Raw genomic sequence first — 23,041 nt, forward strand, 5'->3', positions numbered from 1 at the left:
TAGGTGATCTGGATAGGATATAATAAATAATAGTATAATAGAAGTACAGTGTTACTACTTTTAAGAAAATGAGTCTAAGAAAATTAATAAGTAATAAAACAATAGCGGCACTAGCAGTGATTGTAACTGCATTTGCAAATACAAGCGCGTTTGCGCAGGCTGCCGCTGCAACAGCAGAGAAACCTGTTGATATGGGGCCGGTTTATAAAACCGCGACGTTCTATGTTCTTGCATTTTTACTGGTTTGCTTATTTGTAGCAATAGTTGGTAAGGCATTAAAGGTTTATGAATTGACCCGTGAGGCACAGGATAAACCAAAAGGAATTAACTGGGATGCAATAAACGGAGGTTTATTCGCCTTATTCCTTATAGTAGGTTTATATGGTGTATATTGGGAATATACGGTTCATGGTAACATGATCTTACCTGAGGCTGCTTCTGAGCATGGTAAAAAGATAGATCAGATGTTTAATATTACATTGATTCTTACCACCATCGTTTTCATTGTTACACACATACTTCTATTTGCTTTTGCTTATTTCTACAAACACAGCGGAAAAAGAAAAGCTTATTACTATCCTCATAACAATACCATTGAGCGTATCTGGACAATCATTCCGGCGTTAGTTCTAACAGTTCTTGTACTTATGGGATTCCTTACCTGGAGATCTATATTCTATAAAGTTGAAGATCCTAATAACAAGCCTATCAGTATTGAGATAACTTCATCTCAGTTTGCCTGGGCAATTCGTTACGCAGGTGCCGACGGTGTGGTAGGACTTAAAAACTATAAATTAATTACTTCAGACAACGCTTTGGGTATTGATTTTAAAGATAAAAAGACATTGGATGATCAACTTGCAGAAGTAATGGTTATTCCAGTTAATAAGCCGGTTCGTTTGATTCTTACCAGTAAAGATGTGATCCACAGTTTTTATATGCCACATTTTAGAGTTCAGTTGAATACTGTACCAGGTATGACGTCATATTTTGAATTCACTCCTACAATTACTACTGAGGAGATGAAAGCTAAAACAAATGATCCTAAGTTTAAATATTTGTTCTTATGTAATAAGATTTGTGGTGATGGTCACTACAAAATGCAGAGAGAGGTTAAAGTTGTTTCACAAGCCGAGTATGACGCATGGGTTGCTGAATTGCCAACATACCTAACTGATGATTTAAGGAAGCAATTTAATTTGCCTGTAGCTTCGGCTCCTGCAAGTGAACCAGCTGCTGCAGCTCCTGCTGATACAGCTGCAAAAGATACTTCTGCAGTTAAAACGAATCAAATAGCTTTAAAAAAATAACAATACTGGAATAGCACATTATGTCAACTATATCATTACACGATACACATAACCACGATAGCCATGATGATCATGGTCATCACAAAGAGACTTTTTTAACGAAGTACGTCTTTAGTCAGGATCACAAGATGATCGCTAAACAGTTTTTGATAACTGGTATTATCATGGCTGTTATAGCAATGGGCTTATCTATATTGTTCCGTATACAATTAGCATGGCCAGATAAAAGTTTTCCTCTTTTAGAGACATTTTTAGGTAAATGGGCTGAAGGTGGGAGGATAAAACCCGACTTTTATCTTGCATTAGTTACCATACATGGTACCATCATGGTATTCTTTGTATTAACAGCTGGTTTGAGCGGTACTTTTAGTAACTTATTGATCCCTCTTCAAATTGGGGCAAGGGATATGGCATCGCCATTCCTTAACATGCTTTCATACTGGTTCTTCTTTACTGCGTGTGTGATCATGATGAGTTCATTCTTTATACAAACAGGACCGGCAAGTGCGGGATGGACGGTTTATCCGCCACTATCTGCATTACCAACTGCAATTAGTGGTTCTGGTTTAGGCATGACTTTATGGTTGATCAGTATGGTACTTTTCGTTGCATCATCTTTAATGGGTGGTATCAACTATGTAAGTACTATCTTAAACATGCGTACTAAGGGAATGGATTTGTGGAAAATGCCATTAACAATCTGGGCATTTTTCTTAACAGCTGTTTTAGGTATCTTATCTTTCCCTGTATTAGTTGCAGGTGTTGTATTGTTAGTGTTTGACCGTAGCTTTGGAACAAGTTTCTATCTTTCTGATATTGTTATGGGTACTCAAGTATTGCCAAACGAAGGTGGATCACCAATCTTATGGCAACACTTATTCTGGTTCCTGGGTCACCCTGAGGTATATATTGTAATCATGCCTGCAATGGGATTGTCTTCAGAGATTATGTCTGTGAATTCAAGAAAGCCAATTTTCGGTTACCATGCAATGATTTATTCACTAATCGGTATTACCATCTTATCATTCATCGTTTGGGGTCACCACATGTTTGTAACGGGTATGAACCCATTATTGGGTGGTGTGTTTATGATCACTACTTTGATTATTGCTGTTCCTTCGGCAGTTAAAACATTCAACTGGTTAGCTACACTATGGAGAGGTAATATCAGATTTACTCCAGCTATGCTGTTTGCTATTGGTATGGTATCATTCTTTATCTCAGGTGGTTTAACTGGTATATTCTTAGGTAATGCATCTTTAGATATTAACTTGCATGATACTTACTTCGTTATTGCTCACTTCCACCTTGTAATGGGGTCTGCTGCAATATTTGGTATGCTTGCAGGTGTTTATCATTACTTCCCTAAAATGTTCGGAAGATTAATGAGCAGTAAACTTGGTTATTTACACTTCTGGATCACATTTATTTGTGCTTATTTAGTGTTCTTCCCACTACACTTCTTAGGTCTTGATGGGGTTCCTCGTCGTTACTATGCATTTACTGAGTTTGAGTTTATGCAGAAATGGGTTACTGTAAACATTTTGGTTACATGGTCTGCAATTATTGCTGCAATGGCTCAAGTTGCATTCTTATTTAACTTCTTCTATTCTATTTTCAAAGGCAAAGTATCATCTCAAAACCCTTGGGGTGCGAATACATTAGAGTGGACTACTCCTGTAGAACGTTTACATGGTAACTGGCCAGGTGAGATTCCAACTGTTTACCGTTGGCCATATGACTATAGCAAGCCAGGTGCCGAGGAAGACTTTATTCCTCAAACTGTGCCTTTCTCTCAAACTATGAGCTCTAATATGCCACATGATTTTGAAGGAAACGCTGAAGCTGAGCGTATACAGAGAGAGTGGGAAGAGAAAGAAGAAGCTGCAGGCAGAACAAAATTAGACTAGCATATAGTTTATAATATGATGGGGTATCTGCAGTAGGTAAATACTTACAACAGATACCTCATTTTTTTTAAATCTAATACACACCATGGTTCCTAAATCTGAGAAGAGATTTATCAGGCTAAACCTTATAACGATAGTTGTAACCTTATTGCTAATCTTGGCAGGGGGGATAGTACGTAGTACAGGTTCTGGTATGGGATGTCCGGATTGGCCAAAGTGTTTTGATCAATATGTTCCTCCAACCTCGGCTTCGCAACTACCTGCAGACTACAAAGAAAAGTATGTAGCTGAACGTGTTGTAAAGAATGAACGTTTTGCTAAAACACTTGATAAGTTAGGTAAAGGACATCTTGCAGATAGCATAAGACATGATGAATCTATCTTACAACCAGAGACTTTTAATGTAGCAAAAACCTGGACGGAATATTTAAATCGTTTGATGGGGGCTGCAACCGGGTTTTTATTAGTTGGATTAGTTATCTATTCTTTTACCTATCGTAAAACAGCCAAACGTATAGTAGTTTTAAGCTGGGTGAATCTGGTAGTGGTCGCCTTTCAGGCATGGTTAGGTTCAATTGTTGTGTCAACCAATCTGGTTCCATGGATTGTTACGGTACACATGTTATTGGCTTTAGTAATTCTGGCCATATTGGTTTATACCTATAACTACGCACAGCAGATGCATAAGGCAGTAACCATAGTTATGGCTAAGGTAGTATGGTTAAAGGTTTTAATCTTTTTAGCTATAGTGGTAAGTGTGCTGCAAATTGTTTTAGGAACCGAAGTAAGAGAGGCTGTTGATGCTGTTTCAAAAGCTTTAATGTATAATGACCGCGAAAGCTGGTTAACCAGAGTAGGCAAGATTTTTTCTTATCATAGAGACTCAGCTATGGTTGTGCTTATATTGAACATCATTATATACAAGCTTGTTAAAGATAGGTTTAATGGTAAAGCTACCGCTTTAATGGTAGCCAATTCCATAGCAGTAGTTTTGATTATTCAGATAGTAACTGGATTAATATTGTCGAACTTTGCATTGCCTCCTTACGCTCAGGCATTACACATTTTATTTTCAACCTTACTATTTAGTCTGCAATACTATCTGTTCTTGTTAGTTTACAAAACAGATACTTACAATCAAGAGCATTAATAATATATAATTTGAAACAGTTTTTAACAGATTTTTCTAAGCTCATTAAATTCAGACTTACCTTTCTGGTAGTGTTTTCTGCATCAGTTACCTTTTTAATTGGGTCGCAGGTAGAAATCGCTGGAGTGGTTCCTGGAATAGACTGGACCAAATGGCTTATTTTAATAGCTGGGGGCTTCCTGGTTACCTCTGCAGCCAATTGTTTCAATGAGGTAATAGAGGTTGATCTGGACAAGTTAATGACCAGAACCAAGGACCGTCCAATGCCTGCCGGACATATGACCACTGGCCAGGGTTTGGTATCGGGGTTAGTAATGGGAATGCTTGGCACGTGGTTATTAGGGAAATTAAATATCGAAACAGGATTGTTATCCGTATTCTCGATATTTTTATATGCTTTTGCTTACACCCCTTTAAAGCGCAAATCACCTATCGCAGTATTTGTTGGGGCCATTCCGGGAGCTTTGCCCCCACTAATTGGTTACGTGGCAGCTCACGGAAAGATAGATGAAATTGCAGTAATACTTTTCCTTGTACAGTTTGTATGGCAGTTTCCTCATTTCTGGTCTATCGCATGGGTACTTGATGATGATTACAAGAAGGCCGGATTTAGATTGTTGCCTACTACTAAAAGAGATAAGGCAAGTGCATTTATAACATTTATCAGCACCTTAATATTAATTCCGGTTAGCTTGTTGCCAACATTCTATGGATTTGGTGGCTATTATATAGCTGGAGTGTCACTAATTGCGGGATTGGTGTTTGCATGGCTGGCATTTAAAATGTGGGTTAATATGGATTTGGCAAGTGCAAGGAAGGTAATGTTTTGTTCCTTCTTCTATCTTCCATTAGTGCAGGTGATTTTATTTTTTGATTTTATAGCTAAATAATTTAAGATGGTACACACATTAAATAAAGAGGATATGAAGTCTGCAGCACCTATAGATACTAAACCTAAGAAGTTTGTTATCTGGTTGTTTGTGGTTTCCTCAACTATTATGTTTGGAGGTTGGACAAGTTATTACATTGTTTTTGCAGCCTCAAAAGGTAAAGGCCACGGTTTGGTACTGCCTGATGTTTTCATGTATAGTACAGCTGCATTAGTAGGTAGCAGTATCTGTTTATTCCTGGCATCAAGAGCGCTAAGGAACGGGCAGATTCAAAAGCAGAGATTGTTCTTGTGGTTTACTATTGCCCTTGGATTAGTATTTGGTTACCTGCAGGTAGAAGCATGGTCGAGCTTATACCATAGCGGAGCAGCAATGGTAAATAATAATGCTGCTATTTCTGTTATTTATGTGGTTTCTGGTTTCCACTTACTGCACATTTTTGCAGGTTTATGTATTGTATTGAATGCCCTAATTGGGGCTTATAAAGAAATGCCGATAGAAACACGCAAGTACCGGATGGAAATTGCTTCTATATTTTGGCATTTTATAGATATATTATGGATATATCTGTATGTTTTTTTACTTTTGAACAGTTAGATTTTTTAACAAACTATTACTATTTACAAAATGAGTTCATTATCACAATTAGATCAGGTAAAAACTACTCCATGGAGTGGGGGCCGCTCGCCGTGGTCAGTAGAGTACGGCAAAATAATGATGTGGTTTTTTCTGGTTTCTGATGCATTCACATTTTCGTCATTATTGATCTATTACGGAGCGCAGCGCTTCAGTAAATTTACATGGCCAGATCCGGATTTGGTTTTCCAATCTATTCCAGGCATAACCGATAGTGGTGCTCCACTTGTATTTGTGGGTATTATGACGTTTATTTTGATCATGAGCTCGGTAACTATGGTACTTGCGGTAGAGGCTGGTCACAGACGCTCTAAGAAGGAAGTAGTGTGGTGGATGATTGCTACTATTATAGGTGGTTTAATGTTCCTGGGTTGTCAGGCTGCAGAATGGACACATTTGTTCCATGAAGGGTTTGGCTGGGGAAAGATTCCAACCATGGAAACGCTACATCATTTGTTTACCGGTGAGGTATCTACAGTATCTGCACTTCAGTTCTCAAATCTATTCTTTACAATAACAGGATTCCACGGATTCCACGTATTTAGCGGAGTGATCATTAACATCATCATCTTATGCATGACTATTAATGGTACTTTTGAAAAACGCGGACATTACTTAATGGTTGAAAAAGTTGGTTTATACTGGCACTTTGTAGACCTTGTCTGGGTATTCGTGTTTACATTCTTCTATTTAGTTTAATCTTTCTCAATTAAAATATTATGTCAGAAATACATACAGACCACTCTCACGACGAGCATGCACATGGTGAACATGCTGGGTTAGATAAAAAGAAAATTTGGCAGGTATTTGGTATCCTGCTTGCAATCACGGTAATTGAGTTTATTATTGCTTTGGTTCTTATACCAGGTGGCCACATGCCTCAGCATATAGGTAACTTCGTTTACATTGCCTTAACTTTATTAAAAGCATTCTATATCGTTGCGTACTTTATGCACCTTAAATATGAGAAGGTAGGGCTTCAGGTTTCTTTAACCGTCGTTTTTGTTTTTATCTTTTACTTTATTGTTTTGATGTTAATTGAAGGCGGCTACTTACACCTACATATGCCTTTAGTTTAATGAAGGGTACTCCAATAAAAAAAATATTAATCCTGGTCACCATATTAGCGGTACCAGGATTTTTGTATTATTTACTCCAGGAAAAAGGCAAAAACAGATACAGACCGCTTCCTATTTTTGGACATAAAGAAGTTGCTGCTACATTTCACTCGGTTAGAGGGACACAGATTCCCGATACGATTTACCATGTAGTAAATGATTTTAAGCTGATCAACCAGAATGGAGATTCTGTTAGTTTGAGTAAATATGGAAGTAACATTTTAATATTAAGTCTGTTTTATACCAAAGGAGATGCGAATGGTGCTGGAGCGACAACTAGGGCTATGAAAGGTTTTAATGAAACCTATCAGCATGATAAAGCAGTTACTTTTGTAGGAATCAGTATTGATCCTGAAACTGATAAACCAGATGTACTTGCAGGTTATGCGAAGACACTTTCTGCAAAGGCAGGCAAGTGGGATTTACTAACGGGAGATAGCACACAGTTATCGACATTGATAAAAAAAGGATTGTCCTTAGATGCCCATCAGGAAAAGATTGGCACTGAGAACAAATTTATTCATAGCAATATGCTAGTATTGCTTGATAGCCATCGTCGCATTAGAGGCTATTATGAGGCCACAAATCAGGAGGCCTTAACAAAGCTGGATGATGAAATTAAAGTGTTGCTGGCAGAGGAGTTGAGAAACTCCAGAGACGGAAGATAAGAAGTTCCAAATAGATAGAATATGAATTTTAATGATAAGTTTTTTTTAAGATTAATATGGATTGTAACAGCGGTTGTGTTACTTGTGGTTATCGCGTTAAAGTTAGTACCACCTCCAGAGCCTACACCATCTTTCATCTATCTATTTCCACATATAATAGGAGGCATTAATGCAACTTGTGCAATACTCCTTATTGTGTCTTTAATTTTTATAAAAAAGAAAAACATCCAGGCCCATAAAGTAACGAATGTTATCACATTTATCCTTTCGGCAATCTTCCTCCTTTTTTATATCGTTTTTCACCTCTATGAAAAAGATACTAAGTATGGAGATGTTGATCATAACGGGGTATTGTCGGCAATTGAATTGGCCGCAGTTGGATCAACCCGTTATATCTATTTCTTTATACTGGCTACACACATTATTCTTGCTATTGTTGTTTTACCCTTAATCCTTGTGAGCTTTTTAAGAGGATTTAATATGCAGGTGGAACGTCACAAAAAAATTGTTAGGTGGGCTTATCCGGTATGGCTGTATGTTGCTGTAACTGGGGTAATAGTATACCTAATGATATCACCTTATTACAATTTTTAGACTGGTTTCTGACTATTCTTAAAATGTGTTACAGTTTCTTTGCTTATATTTGCAACATGAAAAAGGTAGCAGTTATCTTCCTCTTTATGATCCTGATCACAGTATCATCGTCAAATAATGTGAATGCGCAATGTGCCATGTGTACTGTGAGTGCTGAACAAAGTGTAAAGAACGGTAATACTCAGGGAAAAGGTTTAAACTCAGGTATTTTGTACCTTTTGGCTATTCCTTATCTTCTAATATCAGGAATGGGCGTGTTGTGGTATATAAAATATCGCAAAAGAACTGTTAATTATGCAGAAAACGTCTAAGTTATACGCCCTCGTACACGGTAAATGCCCTCAATGCAGGAGAGGCGATATCTTTACGGGAAGTCTTTATGGCTTTAACGTACAGCACACCAATACCATTTGTGGCCATTGCGGTCAACGTTTTGAAATTGAGCCAGGTTATTTTTACGCGGCCATGTATGTGAGCTATGCTATGAATTGTGCAGAGATGATTGCATTAGGTATAGCTACTTATGTATTTTCAGGAGGTAATCTTGAGTTTGAATCTTTATGGCTTTATCTTACTGTAATCTTTACAGGATGTTTAATTTTGGCACCTTTCAATTATCGTTATTCCCGGGTGATTTTATTACATTGGCTTTCTCCAAAAATAAAGTATAACGCCTATTACGACAAGCCATGATTAAGTCAGAAACATTAGCTTTTATTAAAGACGTAGCTCAAAACAACAACCGGGAATGGTTCGCAGAAAACAAGGGTAGGTATGAAACTGCGAAAACAAATGTATTGGCATTTATTGATCAGTTGATACCCAAATTAGCAGCTGTAGACCCTGAATTTCCTATCGATACACCAGCAAAAAAATGTCTATTACGTATTTATAGGGATGTTCGTTTTAGTAAAAATAAAGATCCATATAAAAATAACTTTGGGATTTCTTTTAGTATAAATGGGAGCAATATACATGGTCCGGGATATTATCTTCATATACAGCCGGGAGAATGTTTCCTTGGCGCTGGATTTTGGATGCCTGAAGCTCCTGTTTTAAAAAGTATAAGAGAAGAGATAGATTATAATACTTCCGAATTTCTGAGCATAATTGATAACAAAAGTTTTAAAAATACTTTTACGCTAAGTCAGGAAGATACGTTAAAAAATGCCCCGAAAGGCTATGATACTGATCATCCTCAAATAGAATTTCTAAAACTTAAGAGCTTTATAGCAGTGTGTCCTTTAAGGGATGATGAATTCCTAAAACCAGGAATCGTTGATAAGTTGAAAACTGCTTTTGAAAATGTTTATCCTTTTATTCTATTTTTGAGAAACGCAGTAGCGCAATAAACTTATTGAAAAACGCGTATAGGGTTAGAGCTCTAAATGATGGGCTTGCGCGAATTTTCCTGATCACTAAATTAATAACACATTAATGAAAAAAATTAGCTTATTCTTATTCGTTGGGCTGTTTGCCAGTGCATTCAGTTCGTGCGTAGTTCTGTCTCCTAAAAAGTATAAATCATTACTAGCAACACAAGATTCATTAAAAACAGGATGGGGAGAATCGCAATTAAAGAATGAAAATCTGGAGGGTCTGATTGCAAGGTTAAAAAAAGATACTACCGGATTAAGCAGTGCATTAAACGATCTGAAGAACAAGTATTCCGAAATGGATAGCAATTATGCTAAACTAAAGAATAAGAGTTCTACGGAGATCAACAAGCTTTCGAATGATTTAAAAACACGTGAGCAACGCTTAAAAGAAGTGGAAGAGATATTACGTAAACGTGATGAGGCTACCAATCAATTAAAGGAAAAACTGCAGCAGGCACTTCTAGGATTTACTAAAAACGGTTTGACTGTGGAGATTAGAAATKGTAAAGTATATGTTTCTCTTACTGATAAATTGCTATTCCCTTCTGGAAGTATTATTATTGACGAGAAGGGGAAACAAGCTTTAAGTCAACTGGCAGATGTATTAAAGCAACAGCCCGAAATTAACATCGCTGTTGAAGGTCATACAGATTCTCAAAAAATAACTAACCTGGGACAAATTAAAGACAATTGGGATTTAAGTGTTTTGCGATCAACATCGGTGGTGCGCTACCTGACAGAAGTTAGTAAGGTTGAGAGTGTGCGTATGACAGCAACAGGGAAAGGCGAATTTCAGCCGTTGGATGCCAATACCACAGCGGAGGGCAGAAGCAAGAATCGTAGAATTGAGATCGTTCTTTCGCCTAAATTGGACGAGTTGTATGATTTGATCAAACAATAATGTCAATTATTCTGAAAACGCACAGAACGCCTAAAACGTATTATTGCGCATAAAACGCACAGAGCGCATATTACGGCACATATTTTTTTAATACAGGTAATTTTAGTCAGTCTCTCCTTGTACCTGACCCTACAAATGGTTCGGTTCAGGTTAAGTAATAACAGGTGTTACACACGGGTTACCTACCTGTATTATAGGTGTATCGGAGATCTGTACCCTTATGAAAGGTACCTAATGGATCTCCGCCACCCAGATGTCAAAGAAAGGGCTTAGCAAGCCGAACAGAACAATTACAGGGTTGATAGTAAGTCCAATCTTTAAAAAGGACTGTCGAAATCTTTGAAAGTGGGCAATATCAGGTCTTTGTCAGAGAGGATCAGATCTTCTTTTGCAATGCTACTACTCCAATCGATGTTGATATCAGCATCATTCCATATTACACCAATTTCGGAAGCCTTGTCATAGTAATTAGTTACTTTATAGGTGAAAATAGTATCATCCTCAAGAGTTAAAAAACCATGTAAAAATCCTGGTGGAACCCATAATTGTTTATGGTTATCGCCACTAAGTTCTATACTGAAATATTGGCCAAAAGTTTCAGACTGTTTTCTGATATCTACTGCTATATCTAAAACGCTGCCTTGTAGAACCCTTACTAACTTACCTTGCTCAAATGGAGCTTTTTGAGCATGAAGTCCACGTAAAGCACCTTTCTGAGAAAAAGATTGATTGTCTTGTAGAAAGGTAGCATCAATACCTGCGTCTGAAAACAACTTTGAATTGTAGCTTTCGTAAAAATATCCCCGGTTGTCTTTCCAAACCTTGGGCTCAATAACCAGAAGGTTAGCAATGGGAGTCTCTATAATATTCATAAATAGGATTAAGCGATATATTCCATCAGAGAGGTAAAGGACACCTGCTGATTTTTAAAATTTTCATTCACTTCGGCTAGTAAAGCAGGTGCAAAGTTATCCTGGTAGGCTAAGTAATTATCCATGTTTTCGGCTATATACTGCGCACAGTATGTTACACCTTCATTTGGAGAGTCAACTACTTTAAGAAGCCTATTGGATACAAATAATCCTGTTTGCATTACTTGTGGAATGTGGATCTCCTGCATCCATTGAAGCCAGCGATCTGCTGAGTTATCTTCGATAATTGTGGTTACATTGTATAATAACATGGTGCAAAGATAGAACTATGTACCAATATTATCCCCACGAAGTTTCCTAAAACGCTTACGGGCCTCTGTGGTAAACATACTACCTGGATAGTCACTAATCAGTTTCTGATATAATGCTTTAGCTTCTTCATTATTCTTCAGGTTTTTCTCATATAGGTCTGCTAATGTAAATAGCGCATCGTCGGCCCAAAGACTGGTTCCTTGTTGGTCTATAAGTTCTTTAAGGACCTTTATGGCGCTATTTATTTCATTTGTTTTGATATATATTCTGGATTTTGCCATTAATATGTCATCAGTCAAGCTATTGTTTGGGAAGGCGATTGCAATGCTGTCCAGTTTTATGAGAGCCTTTGCAGGAAGATTTCGAAACTGAAGCATCTCCGCATCAGCATACATTTTAAGTGCATTGCTGTCTACCTTAGATTGAAGATTATCGGAAATCATTAAACTCAAGTTTAATGCATCATTAGCAATTAATTGAGATGTTGATGCCTTTAAAACATCTGCCTGGGATTTTGCATAGGAGAAATTGCCCTGATAAAAAGAAAGTTTTGCTGAGCGGAAATGAGCTTCGTTTCCTACAGCTTGGTTTTCAAACTGCTTAGCCACCTGTTCGTAAATTAAAAAAGCCTCCCAGGGTTGTTGTGTCAATATATAAATATCTCCAAGATCGAGTTTCATCTGGCCTGTTTCGGCTGCAGAAAGGCCGGTGATAGTTAATGCGTCTTCTAACGTTTTTTCAGCCTTAGGTAAGTCGTTAAGATAATATGCTTGTAAGTTAGCCAGTTTCTTCATTGCAAAAACTGTTTGAGCAGTTTTTCCATACTCATCAATTATAGAACCGTATTCTGTAGCAAGATCTGTAATTGCTTTTTTATCAAATTGACCCGTGATTACCAGCTGATATTTTGCATCTATCATTTCTACCTTTGCGGGTAAAAAATATGGATTCTCCTTGCCTTTACTTACAATGTACTCAAAGGCCTTTATAGCAGTAGTATAGGCTTGATTAGCAATAAAAGTATTGGCCGTATTGAATAATATAGCTCCATCATCCTTAACTCGTTTATCCTGTGCTATTAGCTGCCTTAATGCCATTTCGTATTCTTGCTGCTGAAGATATTGCCATATTAAAAGTTTGGTATAAATCTCTGTTTGCGGTTCCTTCTGTATTTTTTTTAACAAGGCAGCTTGTAAAATAAGGTAATCGGCGTTGTCTTCAAAAATAGAAGAGAGTACACTTTCTGCCTGGAGCAATAATTCAGGCATTTGAGCGAGTGCATTAATGTACTCCTGCACAAGCATGTTCTTATCCTTTTTAAAACGATATATACTTAAAAGTTCGTAAGTGAAAATCTTTTCATTGTTAAGCATCTTTCTTCCTTGTAAGAAGGTTGATATAGCGAGATCATATGCCTGAAAGCTATAGAATATATTAGCAACCTCTCTTATCTTAAACTCATCTGCCGGCAAATTGTTCAGCGTTTCTGAGTATGCCTTATTTGCCGCATCTATTTGTCCCTTTTCCTGATAAACACGGGCAAGAGCCATTGTATAATGTAAGTTTTTTGGATTTTGTTTAATTAGTTTTTTGGCAATCTTTTCGGCCTCATCTAGTTTTTTGAGCTTAATAAGGGAGGTATACCAGAGGTCAAAATAAGTATCATTCTTAGTCGCATTGAACAATTTCTCCAGTAAAACAGAGGCTTCCTGATACTGGCCTTGCTGGTAATATTGAAAAGCCAATCCTTCATCAACGCTGCTTTGAGCTGAGCAAAGAAAGCTTGTATAAGAGAATAATAAAATCAGAATTAATTTTTTCATCAGGGATGGACTATCAATAGAGTCCCTAAAATAATGATTTGAATTCTAATTTCCCTTCTATTGGTAAAAACATAAAAGCGTATTTTAAATGTTACTCAAGGAATGTTTTCTATTATTTAATATTTATTTTCTTTGGTTATGAGGCAATTATTGATTTGACGGGTTTTAAAGATTGTTTCTAAGGAACTGATAATTCATATTAGTTAAATATTTAATTTATTTTGAGCATATTGAAATGGGGGTTTAAGGTAACAATATTGGTGTAAACTGATTTACACTGGTAGGGTTCCGTAGCTTTGTAAGCAGAAAAATGATATGGTTGTATTTAAAAAATATTTTTTTCTTTTCTTATCACTTTTTGCTTTAGCCTGTACACAAAAGGGGGGAGTGAGAGTTATGCCTATCGACGATTTTTTTAAATCGCAAAATAGGATAGGCTATAGGGTTTCACCAGATGCCAGGAACTTGTCTTATCTGAAATTAGAGGGCAAGAATCAAAATTTATATGTTGAGGATATTGAGACAGGTAAGGGGAAAAAGATAACTCAATTAAAGGAAAAGAGCATTATCTTCTATTTTTGGGTAAGTAAGGATGAGCTCATTTATTATAAAGAAACGGATCCTGCGCTTAGGCTCTCTGATATATTTATTATTAATAAGGATGGTAAGAATGAGCGGCAGCTAACGAATAACGAAAAGAGCAGAATAAAGGTTCTTGATGATCAATTGATGGACGATAAATACCTGCTTGTCTCGTCTAACAAAAGAGACTCAACAGTTTTTGATGTTTATCGTTTAAATGTTCGTAATGGGGAAATGCAAATGGCTGCAAAAAATCCGGGAAATATTACAGACTGGACCACAGATTCTGAAGGTAAACTCCGATTGGCAACAAGCAGTGATGGTGTAAATGAAACATTGTTATACAGAGAAAGCGAAAACGACGCATTTAAGCCGATAGTAACAAATAACTTTAAAAATACGTTAAGACCAATTGCTTTTGCTAAAAATAAACTAAACGTTATTTATGCTATTTCCAATGTAAACCGTGATAAAGGGGCCTTGGTTGAGCTTGATTGTAAGACCGGGAAAGAGATTAAGGTTTTGTTTGGTGACGAGACTATAAATATTACTGACGCTCAGTATTCAAGGAGAAAGCAGAAAATGTCTTTTGTTGTTTATGAAACCTGGAAAAAAGAGAAGCATTATCTGGATGATTCGGTAAAATTAATTTACAATAATCTGGATAAATTACTCCCTAAAACAGAAACAAKGATAATTGATAGGGATAAAGCAGAGACCGTTTTTATTGTAAGAACGTTTACCGATCGTAATCCAGGGTCCTACTACCTTTATTTTTCTGAAACAGGGAAAATTCGAAAATTGAGCGATTTCAATTCAGCTATTAATGAAGACGAAATGTGCGAGATGAAACCTGTCAGTTATGTTTCAAGAGATGGGATGAAAATAGAGGGATATCTAACATTACCTTTAAAAATGAAAGCCGAGAATTTGCCGGTTGTAGTGCTGCCTCACGATGGGCCAGTGGCAAGAGATATTTGGGGTTATAATCCAGAAGTGCAGTTTCTTGCAAACAGAGGGTATGCTGTTTTTCAAGTAAACTACAGAGGGTCTACTGGTTATGGTAAAGCTTTTATGGCTGCTGGTTTTAAAGAGTGGGGATGTAAAATACAACATGACATTAATGATGGCGTTAAGTGGCTGATCAGTAAAAAAATTGCCGATCCTAAAAGGATTGGAATATATGGAACTGGTTTTGGTGGATACATTGCACTTAATGGTTTATATTCTGAAAATAAGACTTATGCATGTGGTGCTTCAAATTCTGCGGTGATTAATTTATTCACTTATTTGAAATCAATACCACCATTTTTAAAACCGAAATTACAAATGTACTATGAGGTTATAGGAAATCCACTTACTGACGTAGATAAAATGCGCCAGTCTTCTCCCTTGTTTCAGGTAGATAGGATAGAGAAACCTTTGTTTATTGCTCAAAACACCAAGGATCCGAATATAAATGCTGGTGAAACCATACAGTTCGTAAAAAATCTCCAAAAGAGAAATATAAGCGTGACTTATTTGGAAAATGATGGTGATCCATTCTATAGTAAAAACGATGAGGGACGACAAAAACTATATACAGCTCTTGAATCGTTTTTAGAAGTTAACCTAAAAAAGAAGTAAATTCAACCTCATGTCTTCAGAGAAGAAAAGCGGTTATCGTAAGAATTTTCCATTAATACTCACTTTCATCATTTTGATGTTGGTGCTGTTTATGTTGTCGCTTTTATTAGCCTATAGATTTAGTACAAAGTATATAGAAAACCAATTTGTTTCTGAAAAGGTAAACGTACTTGAACAAAGCATTAGGCCATATAATGATTTCTTTCAGAAAAAACTACCTGAGGTTTCTTATTATAATGGTTATCTGGATTCGGCCACTGCATCTAACTTTGTTGACACCGTGTTGCTGGAATATCCCTTTGTATCCAAGGTAATCTTTTATGATTCTGAAGTTAAAAATACCCCGGTAACTGATGGTTTAAATATCGGAAAGTTCTCTTTTGGCCCTAAAAGTATTTATCAGTTTGGAAGCTTGGTTCCAATGGATTCGGTTAAGCTATTCTCAAGTGATAATACCCGTAATTTCATTGCAGGGGACGATTTTAATGCCTTAGCATTGAAGCTGGTATCGTATATTGAGAGTTTGGATACCACTCGCGTACCTAGCCAGGATGAACTGTTTAGTAACTTTAGTAATGTACGGTCTAACAAGATTACCTATTTGAATATACCGAGGATAGAGGATCTTAAGATGTACAAAACAATGATGAGAAAATCTTTAAATCCACAGCCGATTTATCAGCAGGACATGCTTTCTTTTCAATTGGATCCATATAAAATCAAGATCATCAACTCTAGACCTCTATTATATCAATATATTAAAATTGAACCGTTAACATATGATCCGCTTGAAACCTCTTCATTATATGTTACTACTGAGATAACCTTGCCGGGACCATTTTCAGATTTTAAGCTTTATTTTATCTCTTCTAAATCCTTTATTGATAAGGAAATCCTCAGTTATTTCCTTCCGATTGCTTTAGGTGTATTGTTGTTTTACAGTATTTTGGTATTGGTGGCATTCCTTATCTATAGAAACTTAAATATTAATCAGAAGATGTTTAAACTGCAGTACGATTTTATGAATAACCTTACTCATGAGTTTAAAACTCCGGTAAGTGTAATTAAGATTGCAGGAAACAACATTAAAAGTGCATCTAGTTTAACCGAAAGAGAATTAAAACTTTATGGAAAAATTCTTGATGAAGAGGCTGATAAGCTGAATGGTTTAATGAACAAATTACTTGCCTTTACTCAGATTGAGAATAAGGCAATACAGCTAAACTCCGAGAAAATTAATATTAATGATTTTATTGAAAGTACGGTTGAATCACATAGACTTAAACACCCCGATTTTGATTTTACTTTTGATGTAAGCGGATTCAAAACATTTGTTACCGATCCGGTATTACTGGGAAGTCTTTTTGATAACCTGGCAGAAAACGCCTATAAGTATTCGCCACAAGAGCGGAAACGGCTTCACATTTCTGCCAGACTTATTAAGGGAAGAGTAGTATTCCGGTTTGCGGATCAGGGAATAGGAATTCCTTCGTCAGAAATTAATAATATATTTAAGAAATTTTTTCGCATACAAAACCAGTACAACCAGAATGGGAGCGTTGGTCTGGGTTTGGCTTTCTGTAAGGAACTCGTTAACTTTATGAGTGGCGAGATTACGGTAAAAAGTAAAGTTGATAAAGGAACAGAGTTTAAAATTGTACTGCCATATAATGACTAGTACCATTATACGTTTGCATTTATATTCAAATAAATAAAAAATTATGTCTAAGGGAATTAAAATACTGATAGTTGAAGATGACGAGAATTTACGCTTTCTGGTTGTACATCGTTTAAAAGCCGAAGGCTATGATGTTTTGGAGGTTGGTGATGGTTTAACTGCCGAAAAAATGATAATAGATGAGCAGCCTGATATTGTTCTTTTAGATTGGATGTTACCTGGTAAACAGGGTGCCGAAGTTTGTGAAGAAGTACGAAAACAGGGGTTCGAGAATTTGATCATCATGATGACAGCTAAAGCTCAGGATGTGGATAAGATAGATGCTTATAATTTTGGAGTTTCAGATTATGTAACTAAACCATTTAATATGGATGTTCTGGTTGCAATGTTGGATAGTAAGGTTAAATATCTGCTTAATAATGACCGTTCAGAGATCCATCGTTTCGGAAATATGGAACATCACCCTAATATCCATACACTATTCAGAAACGGGAAAAAGATAGAGCTTACAATTCTTGAAAACAGGATTTTACTTTACTTTTTAAGGAATCCGAATAAGGTAATTAACCGAGATGAACTTATGTTGGTTGTTTGGGGGTACAATTCTGATGTGAATACCAGAACTCTTGATATGCACATTGTACGCTTACGTAAAAAAATAGAGCTTAATCCTGATAATCCGCAATTACTGCAAACGGTAAGAGGTGTTGGATATCGCTTTAACCCAGCGTAACTTATTTTTATAACTGCGTAATCCAGGTAACGAGTAGTAATGCGAGGTATTGTAGAACCATGGTTCCATCAAGATAGAAGAAATAGTAGTATTCATTCTTTTTGATATTGGATTTAAAGATCAGCCAGCCCGTTAAGATTATGGTTAGGGTAAGGGCAACGATGTCTCCTACTGTTGCCTGTCTGAATAGAATTAACAGCAAGACATAGAGGCCGAGTAAAAATTGGCAGAAGACGTAAGCTTTTTTTTCTCCAAGCATTACAGGGATTGTTTTAAGTGCATACAGCTTATCTTGAAACAAATCTCTGATGTCAAAGGGAACAGTAATGGCCGCAATAAATAAAAAGCGTTTGGCTACAAGTAAGAGGGTTTCGGCCGAGGAGATATTGATCTGATAGCTGCGTTCAAGTTCAACTATTGGTAGCAATACACTGCTTATAGACCAAACAAGAGCGATCAGAAATAGCTTAATTCCCGGGATATTTCTTAAACCGATTTGCTGCTTATTTAGTGTTAGGAAAGGTACATTGTAGCCAACAGCCATTAATCCGGTAAATACCATCAGCAGTTTAGATTCCAAGCTTAAATACCATAAGCCGAGTGGAATTAAACACAAAATACAAATCAGTGTAATTGAAATGATTAGGCGATGATGTGAAAATATCCATCTAACTCTAATGTATGGTGAATTTCCTGGGTCTTTAGGCTTGGCCAATAACATACTAAAGTTGTAAAGACCTACTGTAGCAAAGAATAAGAATGCAAGTATATATTTATCTGCAGGAACATGTAAAAGATGATAGGTTACCAAGCCCTGGGCAACCGCACAAATACCTATAAACAGGTTGCTGAATAGCAGGAAATCAAGAATAGAAAGAAGTATTCTTTTAATCATTTGCAGAGAGGCGGTTAATTTAATTAGGCCCGCTTCAATTCAAATATCGTTATTTCCGGTAAAATTCCAACCCTTCCTGGATAACCTAGAAAGCCATAACCAACATTTACATAAAGTTGTTGATTTTGTTCTTTGTAAAGACCAGCCCATTCTTTGTATATGTATTGTATAGGGCTCCACTGATAATGTTCAGTTCTTACGCCAAACTGCATGCCATGAGTATGGCCACTAAACATAGCATCTATTTGTTGATATTTTTTCAAAACCTCTTGCCTCCAATGAGAAGGATCGTGAGATAGTAGTAGCTTTACAGGTAGATCATCTGTGTCTTTAGTTGCCAGGTCCATCCGGCCATACTTTGGAAAACGGCCCATTCCCCAATTTTCAATCCCTAATATTCCAATCTCCTCGCCATCTATCTTTAACCGGCGATGCTCATTCATCAGTAAATCCCAACCCATTACTTTATGGGTTTTAATTACATCCTGCAGGTTCTTAGCTTTAGCAGCTGATGGTGCGCCACCAAAATGATAATCGCCATAGTCATGATTTCCGAGTACGGAATACACTCCAAGGGGTGCTTTAACTTTACTGAACAGATCCTGATAGTCGCGCATCTCAGTGGCCATATCATTAACAAGATCTCCTGTGAAAAAGATAAAGTCAGGTTTTTCTGCCAGGAGCATTTCTACACCGCCCTGTACCGCCTTCTTATTATAAAAACTTCCAGAGTGGATATCCGAGATCTGACCAAATCTGATTCCTTCAAAAGCCTTTGGGAGGTTCGGGAGCACTAAAGTCCTCCTTTTTATCTTATAGTCGTAGGCGCCAGAGGAAATGCCCCAGGTAAGAGAGGTCAAGGGAATAGCAGCTGTGATTAATCCAGCTTTTATAATAAACGACGATCTGCTTATAGGTTCTCCAACCATAGTTTGGGGCTCTTTCTCAGTCAAAACTGCTGTGTTTTTTCTTTTGAAGAACCTGTTTATTTTAACAATTAATCTCCTTATGTCATCAATCAATAAAAACGGCAGCATTACTATTTTACAAACCAAGGTTAAAAAGAATGCCACAAGAATAACTGATCGAAGGCTTAAATATAAAGGTAAGTAAGAAGGAACATAAATCGCTGCAAACACGCCTATTACAAGAATACCGGTGTACGTCCACCAAATTATTGAAAACAGTTTTTTTGTAGTTGGCTTCCATTTTTTAAATACGGATAATATTGCCCGATAACAGTAGTAATCGAAAGCCAGAAGTAAAACAGATAAAATTATAAGTGCGGGTAGTCGTCCCATTTAAGTATTTTTATTAATAAGATTACCTGAAATTAATGTCATCGTCGTCGTCATCACCAAGTTCGGTGTTAAATAAGCTTTCAAACATATCTGAGAATCCGAATCCCCCTTCAAGATATTTTTTGTTTAACTGTGAATATTCCGCCAAACCATGCAGTACAAATTCCATTAACAATAAGGTTTGGTTTTCGCTTRGTTTAGGATGGAATTTTTTAACCAGATCATATAGGCCGTTAACCTCCCTAAGCTGCTTTTCGTACTTTGCCTGTGTAAGGGAGTCGGCTATATCTAGTGTATTTCCATCTGTGAACCATTCGGTTATGTTAGTGTATGGGTTAGCGGTTTTACTTTTTTTGGCTCTTTCCGGATCAGGGAAATAGCGAGCAAATAAACTTTTAATTGCTTTGCCGATGAGTGTATTCGCAACCTTTGCAGGTCCTTCCAATTCACCTTCGTAAACCAGTTCAATTTTTCCGGTTACTGCTGGAATAATGCCTACCAGGTCAGAAAGTCTTATGGATGTGCTTTTCTCTCCATTAATCAACATTCTTCGTTCTGCAGTACTAATGAGGTTCTCATAAGCGGTAATGGTTAACCTTGCTGAAACCCCCGACTTTTGATCAATAAACTCACTTTTTCTGGCCTCAAATGCAACTTGTTCTATCAGATCTTTAACCAGGCCATCTACTTCGATGTTCGCTTTTTGCTCTTCTGTTATTTTTGCTTCCTGGAAGGTTATCTTTCTGGAAATGTCAATGGTTTTAGGATAGTGGGTTAGGATTTGGCTTTCTATGCGGTCTTTCAGCGGCGTCACAATAGAGCCTCTATTGGTATAATCTTCCGGGTTTGCAGTAAAAACAAATTGTACATCTAATGGCAAGCGTAACTTGAAACCTCTTATCTGAATATCTTTTTCCTGTAGCATATTAAATAATGCCACCTGTATGCGCGCTTGCAAATCGGGCAGCTCATTAATTACAAAGATGCTTCTATGAGCTCTGGGTATTAAACCAAAATGAATTACCCGTTCGTCGTTGTACGTTAATTTTAAGGTAGCAGCTTTAATTGGATCAACATCTCCAATCAAATCGGCTACGGTTACATCGGGAGTAGCCAGTTTTTCAGTATATCTTTCGCTACGGTGCTGCCAGCTAACAGGGGTATTGTCGCCATGAATTAATATTTCATGCTTTGCGTACCATGAAATAGGGTTCAAAGGGTCATCAAAAATCTCACTTCCGCTTACGTATGGAATATACTCATCTAAAAGATTTACCATCAGCCTGGCAATACGTGTTTTTGCCTGACCGCGTAAACCCAACAATAAAATATTATGGCGCGAAAGAATAGCCGTTTGCAATTCCGGAATCACGGTTTCATCATATCCTAAAATGCCTTCAAATCCAGCATCCTTATTTTTAAGCTGAACAATCAGATTCTTACGAAGCTCGTCTTTTACAGATAATGATTTATAGCTTGAGGCCTTTAGTTGGCCAAGTGTTTTTATGTTGTTGTAATCCATGTCTTATCTTTTCGAATTGAGCGCTTAGAACTTATCTGACTGTTTTCCGTCTGTTCTTTATATAATCTTCAAATATGTATTCTCCAAGGCCGGTTAAGGAACTATAGAATGCTCTTCCTCCGTTGATCTGGGTAAATTCTCGTACAAACTGTTGCAGGTAAGGATCCTGGGCTATCATAAACGTGGTAATTGGGATATTTAGTCGTTTGCATTGAGCCGCCATATTTAAGGTTTTATTAACCACCTTTCTGTCAAGCCCCATACTGTTCTTGTAATATCTGCCGTTTTCTTTTAAACAAGTTGGTTTACCATCCGTAATCATGAAAATCTGTTTGTTATGGGTTTTACGACGGCGTAGTAAATCGGCTGCCAATTCCAATCCGGCAAAAGTATTTGTGTGGTAAGGCCCTACTTGTAAATAAGGCAAATCCTTAATTGATATAGGCCATGCATCATTGCCAAATACAACAATATCCAGCGTGTCTTTAGGATATCTGGTTTTAATTAGCTCTGCCAACGCCATAGCTACTTTTTTAGCGGGCGTTATCCTGTCTTCGCCATATAGAATCATAGAATGTGATATGTCTATCATCAGTACGGTCGATGTAAGGGTCTTATAGTCTTTTTCCTCTACCTCCAGATCTCGCTCTGTTAACGTAAAGTTAGCAATGCCGTGGTTTATTTGGGCATTCTGGATTGACGCGGTAATGTCTATCTGATCTAAACTGTCACCAAAAGTAAATTCTCTTCTGTCTGCATTTTTCTCTTCGCCAATGCCTGATATATTGGTGTTGTGGTTACCCTTTCCGGCTTTTTTTAACTGGCCGAATATCTCTTCAAGGGCAGATTTACGTATGGTTTGCTCTGTTTTGGCAGTTATGCTTAAGTCACCATTTGCCGGGTTCTCTTTCAAATAACCTTTTTCCTTAAGGTCATCAATAAAATCACCCATCCCATATTCGTTATTTGTGAACTTATATTTCTTGTCCAGCTCGTTCATCCAGGCCAATGCCTCCCCGGCATCGCCTGCAGTATAATTCAAAAGCTGGGTGAAAAGCTTAAGCAATTCATCAAAGCCACCTTTCGGTAAATCATCGGGTTGGAAATTAGAAAAATGGAAACCTCTCATATATTCATTATA

The 23,041-nt window shown here is 37.1% G+C and carries 23 protein-coding genes; 16 read left to right on the forward strand and 7 right to left on the reverse strand.

Annotation, left to right across the window (positions count from 1 at the left end):
- Positions 1-68 precede the first annotated feature (68 nt).
- From AC1DG9_RS02380 to AC1DG9_RS02440, 13 genes are all read left to right on the forward strand, one after another.
- On the forward strand, positions 69-1,310 hold the full coding sequence (locus AC1DG9_RS02380) for a cytochrome c oxidase subunit II (RefSeq protein WP_172661719.1): 1,242 nt from the start codon (positions 69-71) through the stop codon (positions 1,308-1,310).
- A gap of 20 nt (positions 1,311-1,330) precedes the next feature.
- Complete coding sequence (locus AC1DG9_RS02385; RefSeq protein ID WP_172661718.1) at positions 1,331-3,220, forward strand: cytochrome c oxidase subunit I; 1,890 nt, start codon at positions 1,331-1,333, stop codon at positions 3,218-3,220.
- An 85-nt stretch (positions 3,221-3,305) separates the two neighbouring features.
- Positions 3,306-4,370, forward strand: coding sequence for a COX15/CtaA family protein (locus AC1DG9_RS02390; RefSeq protein WP_172661717.1), 1,065 nt, complete (start codon positions 3,306-3,308; stop codon positions 4,368-4,370).
- Positions 4,371-4,381: 11 nt separating this feature from the next.
- Complete coding sequence (gene cyoE / locus AC1DG9_RS02395; RefSeq protein ID WP_048907755.1) at positions 4,382-5,260, forward strand: heme o synthase; 879 nt, start codon at positions 4,382-4,384, stop codon at positions 5,258-5,260.
- A gap of 6 nt (positions 5,261-5,266) precedes the next feature.
- The gene (locus AC1DG9_RS02400; protein ID WP_172661716.1) at positions 5,267-5,857 is read left to right on the forward strand and encodes a cytochrome c oxidase subunit 3; all 591 of its coding nucleotides are present in this window, start codon (positions 5,267-5,269) and stop codon (positions 5,855-5,857) included.
- 30 nt (positions 5,858-5,887) lie between these two features.
- A complete protein-coding gene (locus tag AC1DG9_RS02405; RefSeq protein WP_099440523.1) occupies positions 5,888-6,595 on the forward strand; it encodes a cytochrome c oxidase subunit 3 in 708 nt (235 codons plus the stop codon).
- A gap of 20 nt (positions 6,596-6,615) precedes the next feature.
- Complete coding sequence (locus AC1DG9_RS02410) at positions 6,616-6,975, forward strand: cytochrome C oxidase subunit IV family protein (RefSeq protein ID WP_172661715.1); 360 nt, start codon at positions 6,616-6,618, stop codon at positions 6,973-6,975.
- Entirely contained in the window at positions 6,975-7,682 is a 708-nt protein-coding gene (locus tag AC1DG9_RS02415; RefSeq protein ID WP_477612050.1) for an SCO family protein, read from the forward strand. Before AC1DG9_RS02410 ends, AC1DG9_RS02415 begins: the two co-directional genes overlap by 1 nt.
- Before the next feature lie 21 nt (positions 7,683-7,703).
- The gene (locus tag AC1DG9_RS02420) at positions 7,704-8,276 is read left to right on the forward strand and encodes a DUF420 domain-containing protein (protein WP_172661712.1); all 573 of its coding nucleotides are present in this window, start codon (positions 7,704-7,706) and stop codon (positions 8,274-8,276) included.
- 56 nt (positions 8,277-8,332) lie between these two features.
- Entirely contained in the window at positions 8,333-8,587 is a 255-nt protein-coding gene (locus tag AC1DG9_RS02425) for a hypothetical protein (protein WP_172661711.1), read from the forward strand.
- Positions 8,571-8,969 (forward strand): DUF983 domain-containing protein, encoded by a 399-nt coding sequence (locus AC1DG9_RS02430; protein WP_172661710.1) that lies wholly within the window; start codon positions 8,571-8,573, stop codon positions 8,967-8,969. Before AC1DG9_RS02425 ends, AC1DG9_RS02430 begins: the two co-directional genes overlap by 17 nt.
- Positions 8,966-9,628, forward strand: coding sequence for a DUF2461 domain-containing protein (locus tag AC1DG9_RS02435; RefSeq protein ID WP_288883619.1), 663 nt, complete (start codon positions 8,966-8,968; stop codon positions 9,626-9,628). The genes AC1DG9_RS02430 and AC1DG9_RS02435 overlap by 4 nt, the downstream gene beginning before the upstream one ends.
- A gap of 85 nt (positions 9,629-9,713) precedes the next feature.
- Positions 9,714-10,556: an OmpA/MotB family protein gene (locus AC1DG9_RS02440; RefSeq protein ID WP_477634266.1), complete on the forward strand. Its 843-nt coding sequence runs from the start codon at positions 9,714-9,716 to the stop codon at positions 10,554-10,556.
- A 317-nt stretch (positions 10,557-10,873) separates the two neighbouring features.
- Here the strand turns inward: AC1DG9_RS02440 and rfbC are convergent, their stop codons facing one another.
- The 3 genes from rfbC to AC1DG9_RS02455 are packed head-to-tail and all read right to left on the reverse strand — an operon-like array spanning position 10,874 to position 13,563.
- On the reverse strand, positions 10,874-11,428 hold the full coding sequence (rfbC, locus tag AC1DG9_RS02445) for a dTDP-4-dehydrorhamnose 3,5-epimerase (RefSeq protein ID WP_172661707.1): 555 nt from the start codon (positions 11,426-11,428) through the stop codon (positions 10,874-10,876).
- Between the two features lie 8 nt (positions 11,429-11,436).
- On the reverse strand, positions 11,437-11,739 hold the full coding sequence (locus AC1DG9_RS02450; RefSeq protein WP_172661706.1) for a DUF4286 family protein: 303 nt from the start codon (positions 11,737-11,739) through the stop codon (positions 11,437-11,439).
- 15 nt (positions 11,740-11,754) lie between these two features.
- On the reverse strand, positions 11,755-13,563 hold the full coding sequence (locus AC1DG9_RS02455) for a tetratricopeptide repeat protein (RefSeq protein WP_288883616.1): 1,809 nt from the start codon (positions 13,561-13,563) through the stop codon (positions 11,755-11,757).
- Between the two features lie 315 nt (positions 13,564-13,878).
- On the opposite strand from AC1DG9_RS02455, the gene AC1DG9_RS02460 reads away from it, so the two are divergent.
- From AC1DG9_RS02460 to AC1DG9_RS02470, 3 genes are read left to right on the forward strand one after another with little or no spacing between them, the layout of a single operon-like run.
- A complete protein-coding gene (locus AC1DG9_RS02460) occupies positions 13,879-15,771 on the forward strand; it encodes a S9 family peptidase (RefSeq protein ID WP_477634267.1) in 1,893 nt (630 codons plus the stop codon).
- Positions 15,772-15,781: 10 nt separating this feature from the next.
- Complete coding sequence (locus AC1DG9_RS02465) at positions 15,782-17,449, forward strand: sensor histidine kinase (RefSeq protein ID WP_288883614.1); 1,668 nt, start codon at positions 15,782-15,784, stop codon at positions 17,447-17,449.
- Between the two features lie 43 nt (positions 17,450-17,492).
- Positions 17,493-18,182, forward strand: a complete 690-nt coding sequence (locus AC1DG9_RS02470; protein ID WP_172661702.1) for a response regulator transcription factor — start codon at positions 17,493-17,495, stop codon at positions 18,180-18,182.
- Between the two features lie 7 nt (positions 18,183-18,189).
- On the opposite strand, the gene AC1DG9_RS02475 is transcribed toward AC1DG9_RS02470, so the two are convergent.
- The 4 genes from AC1DG9_RS02475 to AC1DG9_RS02490 are packed head-to-tail and all read right to left on the reverse strand — an operon-like array spanning position 18,190 to position 23,029.
- Complete coding sequence (locus AC1DG9_RS02475) at positions 18,190-19,077, reverse strand: UbiA prenyltransferase family protein (RefSeq protein WP_172661701.1); 888 nt, start codon at positions 19,075-19,077, stop codon at positions 18,190-18,192.
- A 23-nt stretch (positions 19,078-19,100) separates the two neighbouring features.
- Positions 19,101-20,378: a metallophosphoesterase gene (locus AC1DG9_RS02480; RefSeq protein WP_288883610.1), complete on the reverse strand. Its 1,278-nt coding sequence runs from the start codon at positions 20,376-20,378 to the stop codon at positions 19,101-19,103.
- 22 nt (positions 20,379-20,400) lie between these two features.
- Positions 20,401-21,900 (reverse strand): sigma 54-interacting transcriptional regulator, encoded by a 1,500-nt coding sequence (locus tag AC1DG9_RS02485; RefSeq protein ID WP_477634268.1) that lies wholly within the window; start codon positions 21,898-21,900, stop codon positions 20,401-20,403.
- Between the two features lie 31 nt (positions 21,901-21,931).
- A complete protein-coding gene (locus AC1DG9_RS02490; RefSeq protein ID WP_048907737.1) occupies positions 21,932-23,029 on the reverse strand; it encodes a vWA domain-containing protein in 1,098 nt (365 codons plus the stop codon).
- Positions 23,030-23,041 lie beyond the last annotated feature (12 nt).

The organism is Pedobacter sp. 05L430, from assembly GCF_056397585.1.

What these genes read in the sequence shown, in the direction of transcription:
- AC1DG9_RS02435 (WP_288883619.1), top strand. Translation starts at nt 8,966, where the DNA reads ATGATTAAGTCAGAAACATTAGCTTTTATTAAAGACGTAGCTCAAAAC.
- AC1DG9_RS02410 (WP_172661715.1), top strand. Translation starts at nt 6,616, where the DNA reads ATGTCAGAAATACATACAGACCACTCTCACGACGAGCATGCACATGGT.
- AC1DG9_RS02385 (WP_172661718.1), top strand. Translation starts at nt 1,331, where the DNA reads ATGTCAACTATATCATTACACGATACACATAACCACGATAGCCATGAT.
- AC1DG9_RS02405 (WP_099440523.1), top strand. Translation starts at nt 5,888, where the DNA reads ATGAGTTCATTATCACAATTAGATCAGGTAAAAACTACTCCATGGAGT.
- AC1DG9_RS02490 (WP_048907737.1), bottom strand. Translation starts at nt 23,029, where the DNA reads ATGAGAGGTTTCCATTTTTCTAATTTCCAACCCGATGATTTACCGAAA.
- AC1DG9_RS02475 (WP_172661701.1), bottom strand. Translation starts at nt 19,077, where the DNA reads ATGATTAAAAGAATACTTCTTTCTATTCTTGATTTCCTGCTATTCAGC.
- AC1DG9_RS02430 (WP_172661710.1), top strand. Translation starts at nt 8,571, where the DNA reads ATGCAGAAAACGTCTAAGTTATACGCCCTCGTACACGGTAAATGCCCT.
- AC1DG9_RS02480 (WP_288883610.1), bottom strand. Translation starts at nt 20,378, where the DNA reads ATGGGACGACTACCCGCACTTATAATTTTATCTGTTTTACTTCTGGCT.
- AC1DG9_RS02425 (WP_172661711.1), top strand. Translation starts at nt 8,333, where the DNA reads ATGAAAAAGGTAGCAGTTATCTTCCTCTTTATGATCCTGATCACAGTA.
- AC1DG9_RS02415 (WP_477612050.1), top strand. Translation starts at nt 6,975, where the DNA reads ATGAAGGGTACTCCAATAAAAAAAATATTAATCCTGGTCACCATATTA.
- AC1DG9_RS02380 (WP_172661719.1), top strand. Translation starts at nt 69, where the DNA reads ATGAGTCTAAGAAAATTAATAAGTAATAAAACAATAGCGGCACTAGCA.
- AC1DG9_RS02455 (WP_288883616.1), bottom strand. Translation starts at nt 13,563, where the DNA reads ATGAAAAAATTAATTCTGATTTTATTATTCTCTTATACAAGCTTTCTT.
- rfbC (WP_172661707.1), bottom strand. Translation starts at nt 11,428, where the DNA reads ATGAATATTATAGAGACTCCCATTGCTAACCTTCTGGTTATTGAGCCC.
- AC1DG9_RS02450 (WP_172661706.1), bottom strand. Translation starts at nt 11,739, where the DNA reads ATGTTATTATACAATGTAACCACAATTATCGAAGATAACTCAGCAGAT.
- AC1DG9_RS02465 (WP_288883614.1), top strand. Translation starts at nt 15,782, where the DNA reads ATGTCTTCAGAGAAGAAAAGCGGTTATCGTAAGAATTTTCCATTAATA.
- AC1DG9_RS02420 (WP_172661712.1), top strand. Translation starts at nt 7,704, where the DNA reads ATGAATTTTAATGATAAGTTTTTTTTAAGATTAATATGGATTGTAACA.
- AC1DG9_RS02470 (WP_172661702.1), top strand. Translation starts at nt 17,493, where the DNA reads ATGTCTAAGGGAATTAAAATACTGATAGTTGAAGATGACGAGAATTTA.
- AC1DG9_RS02400 (WP_172661716.1), top strand. Translation starts at nt 5,267, where the DNA reads ATGGTACACACATTAAATAAAGAGGATATGAAGTCTGCAGCACCTATA.
- AC1DG9_RS02390 (WP_172661717.1), top strand. Translation starts at nt 3,306, where the DNA reads ATGGTTCCTAAATCTGAGAAGAGATTTATCAGGCTAAACCTTATAACG.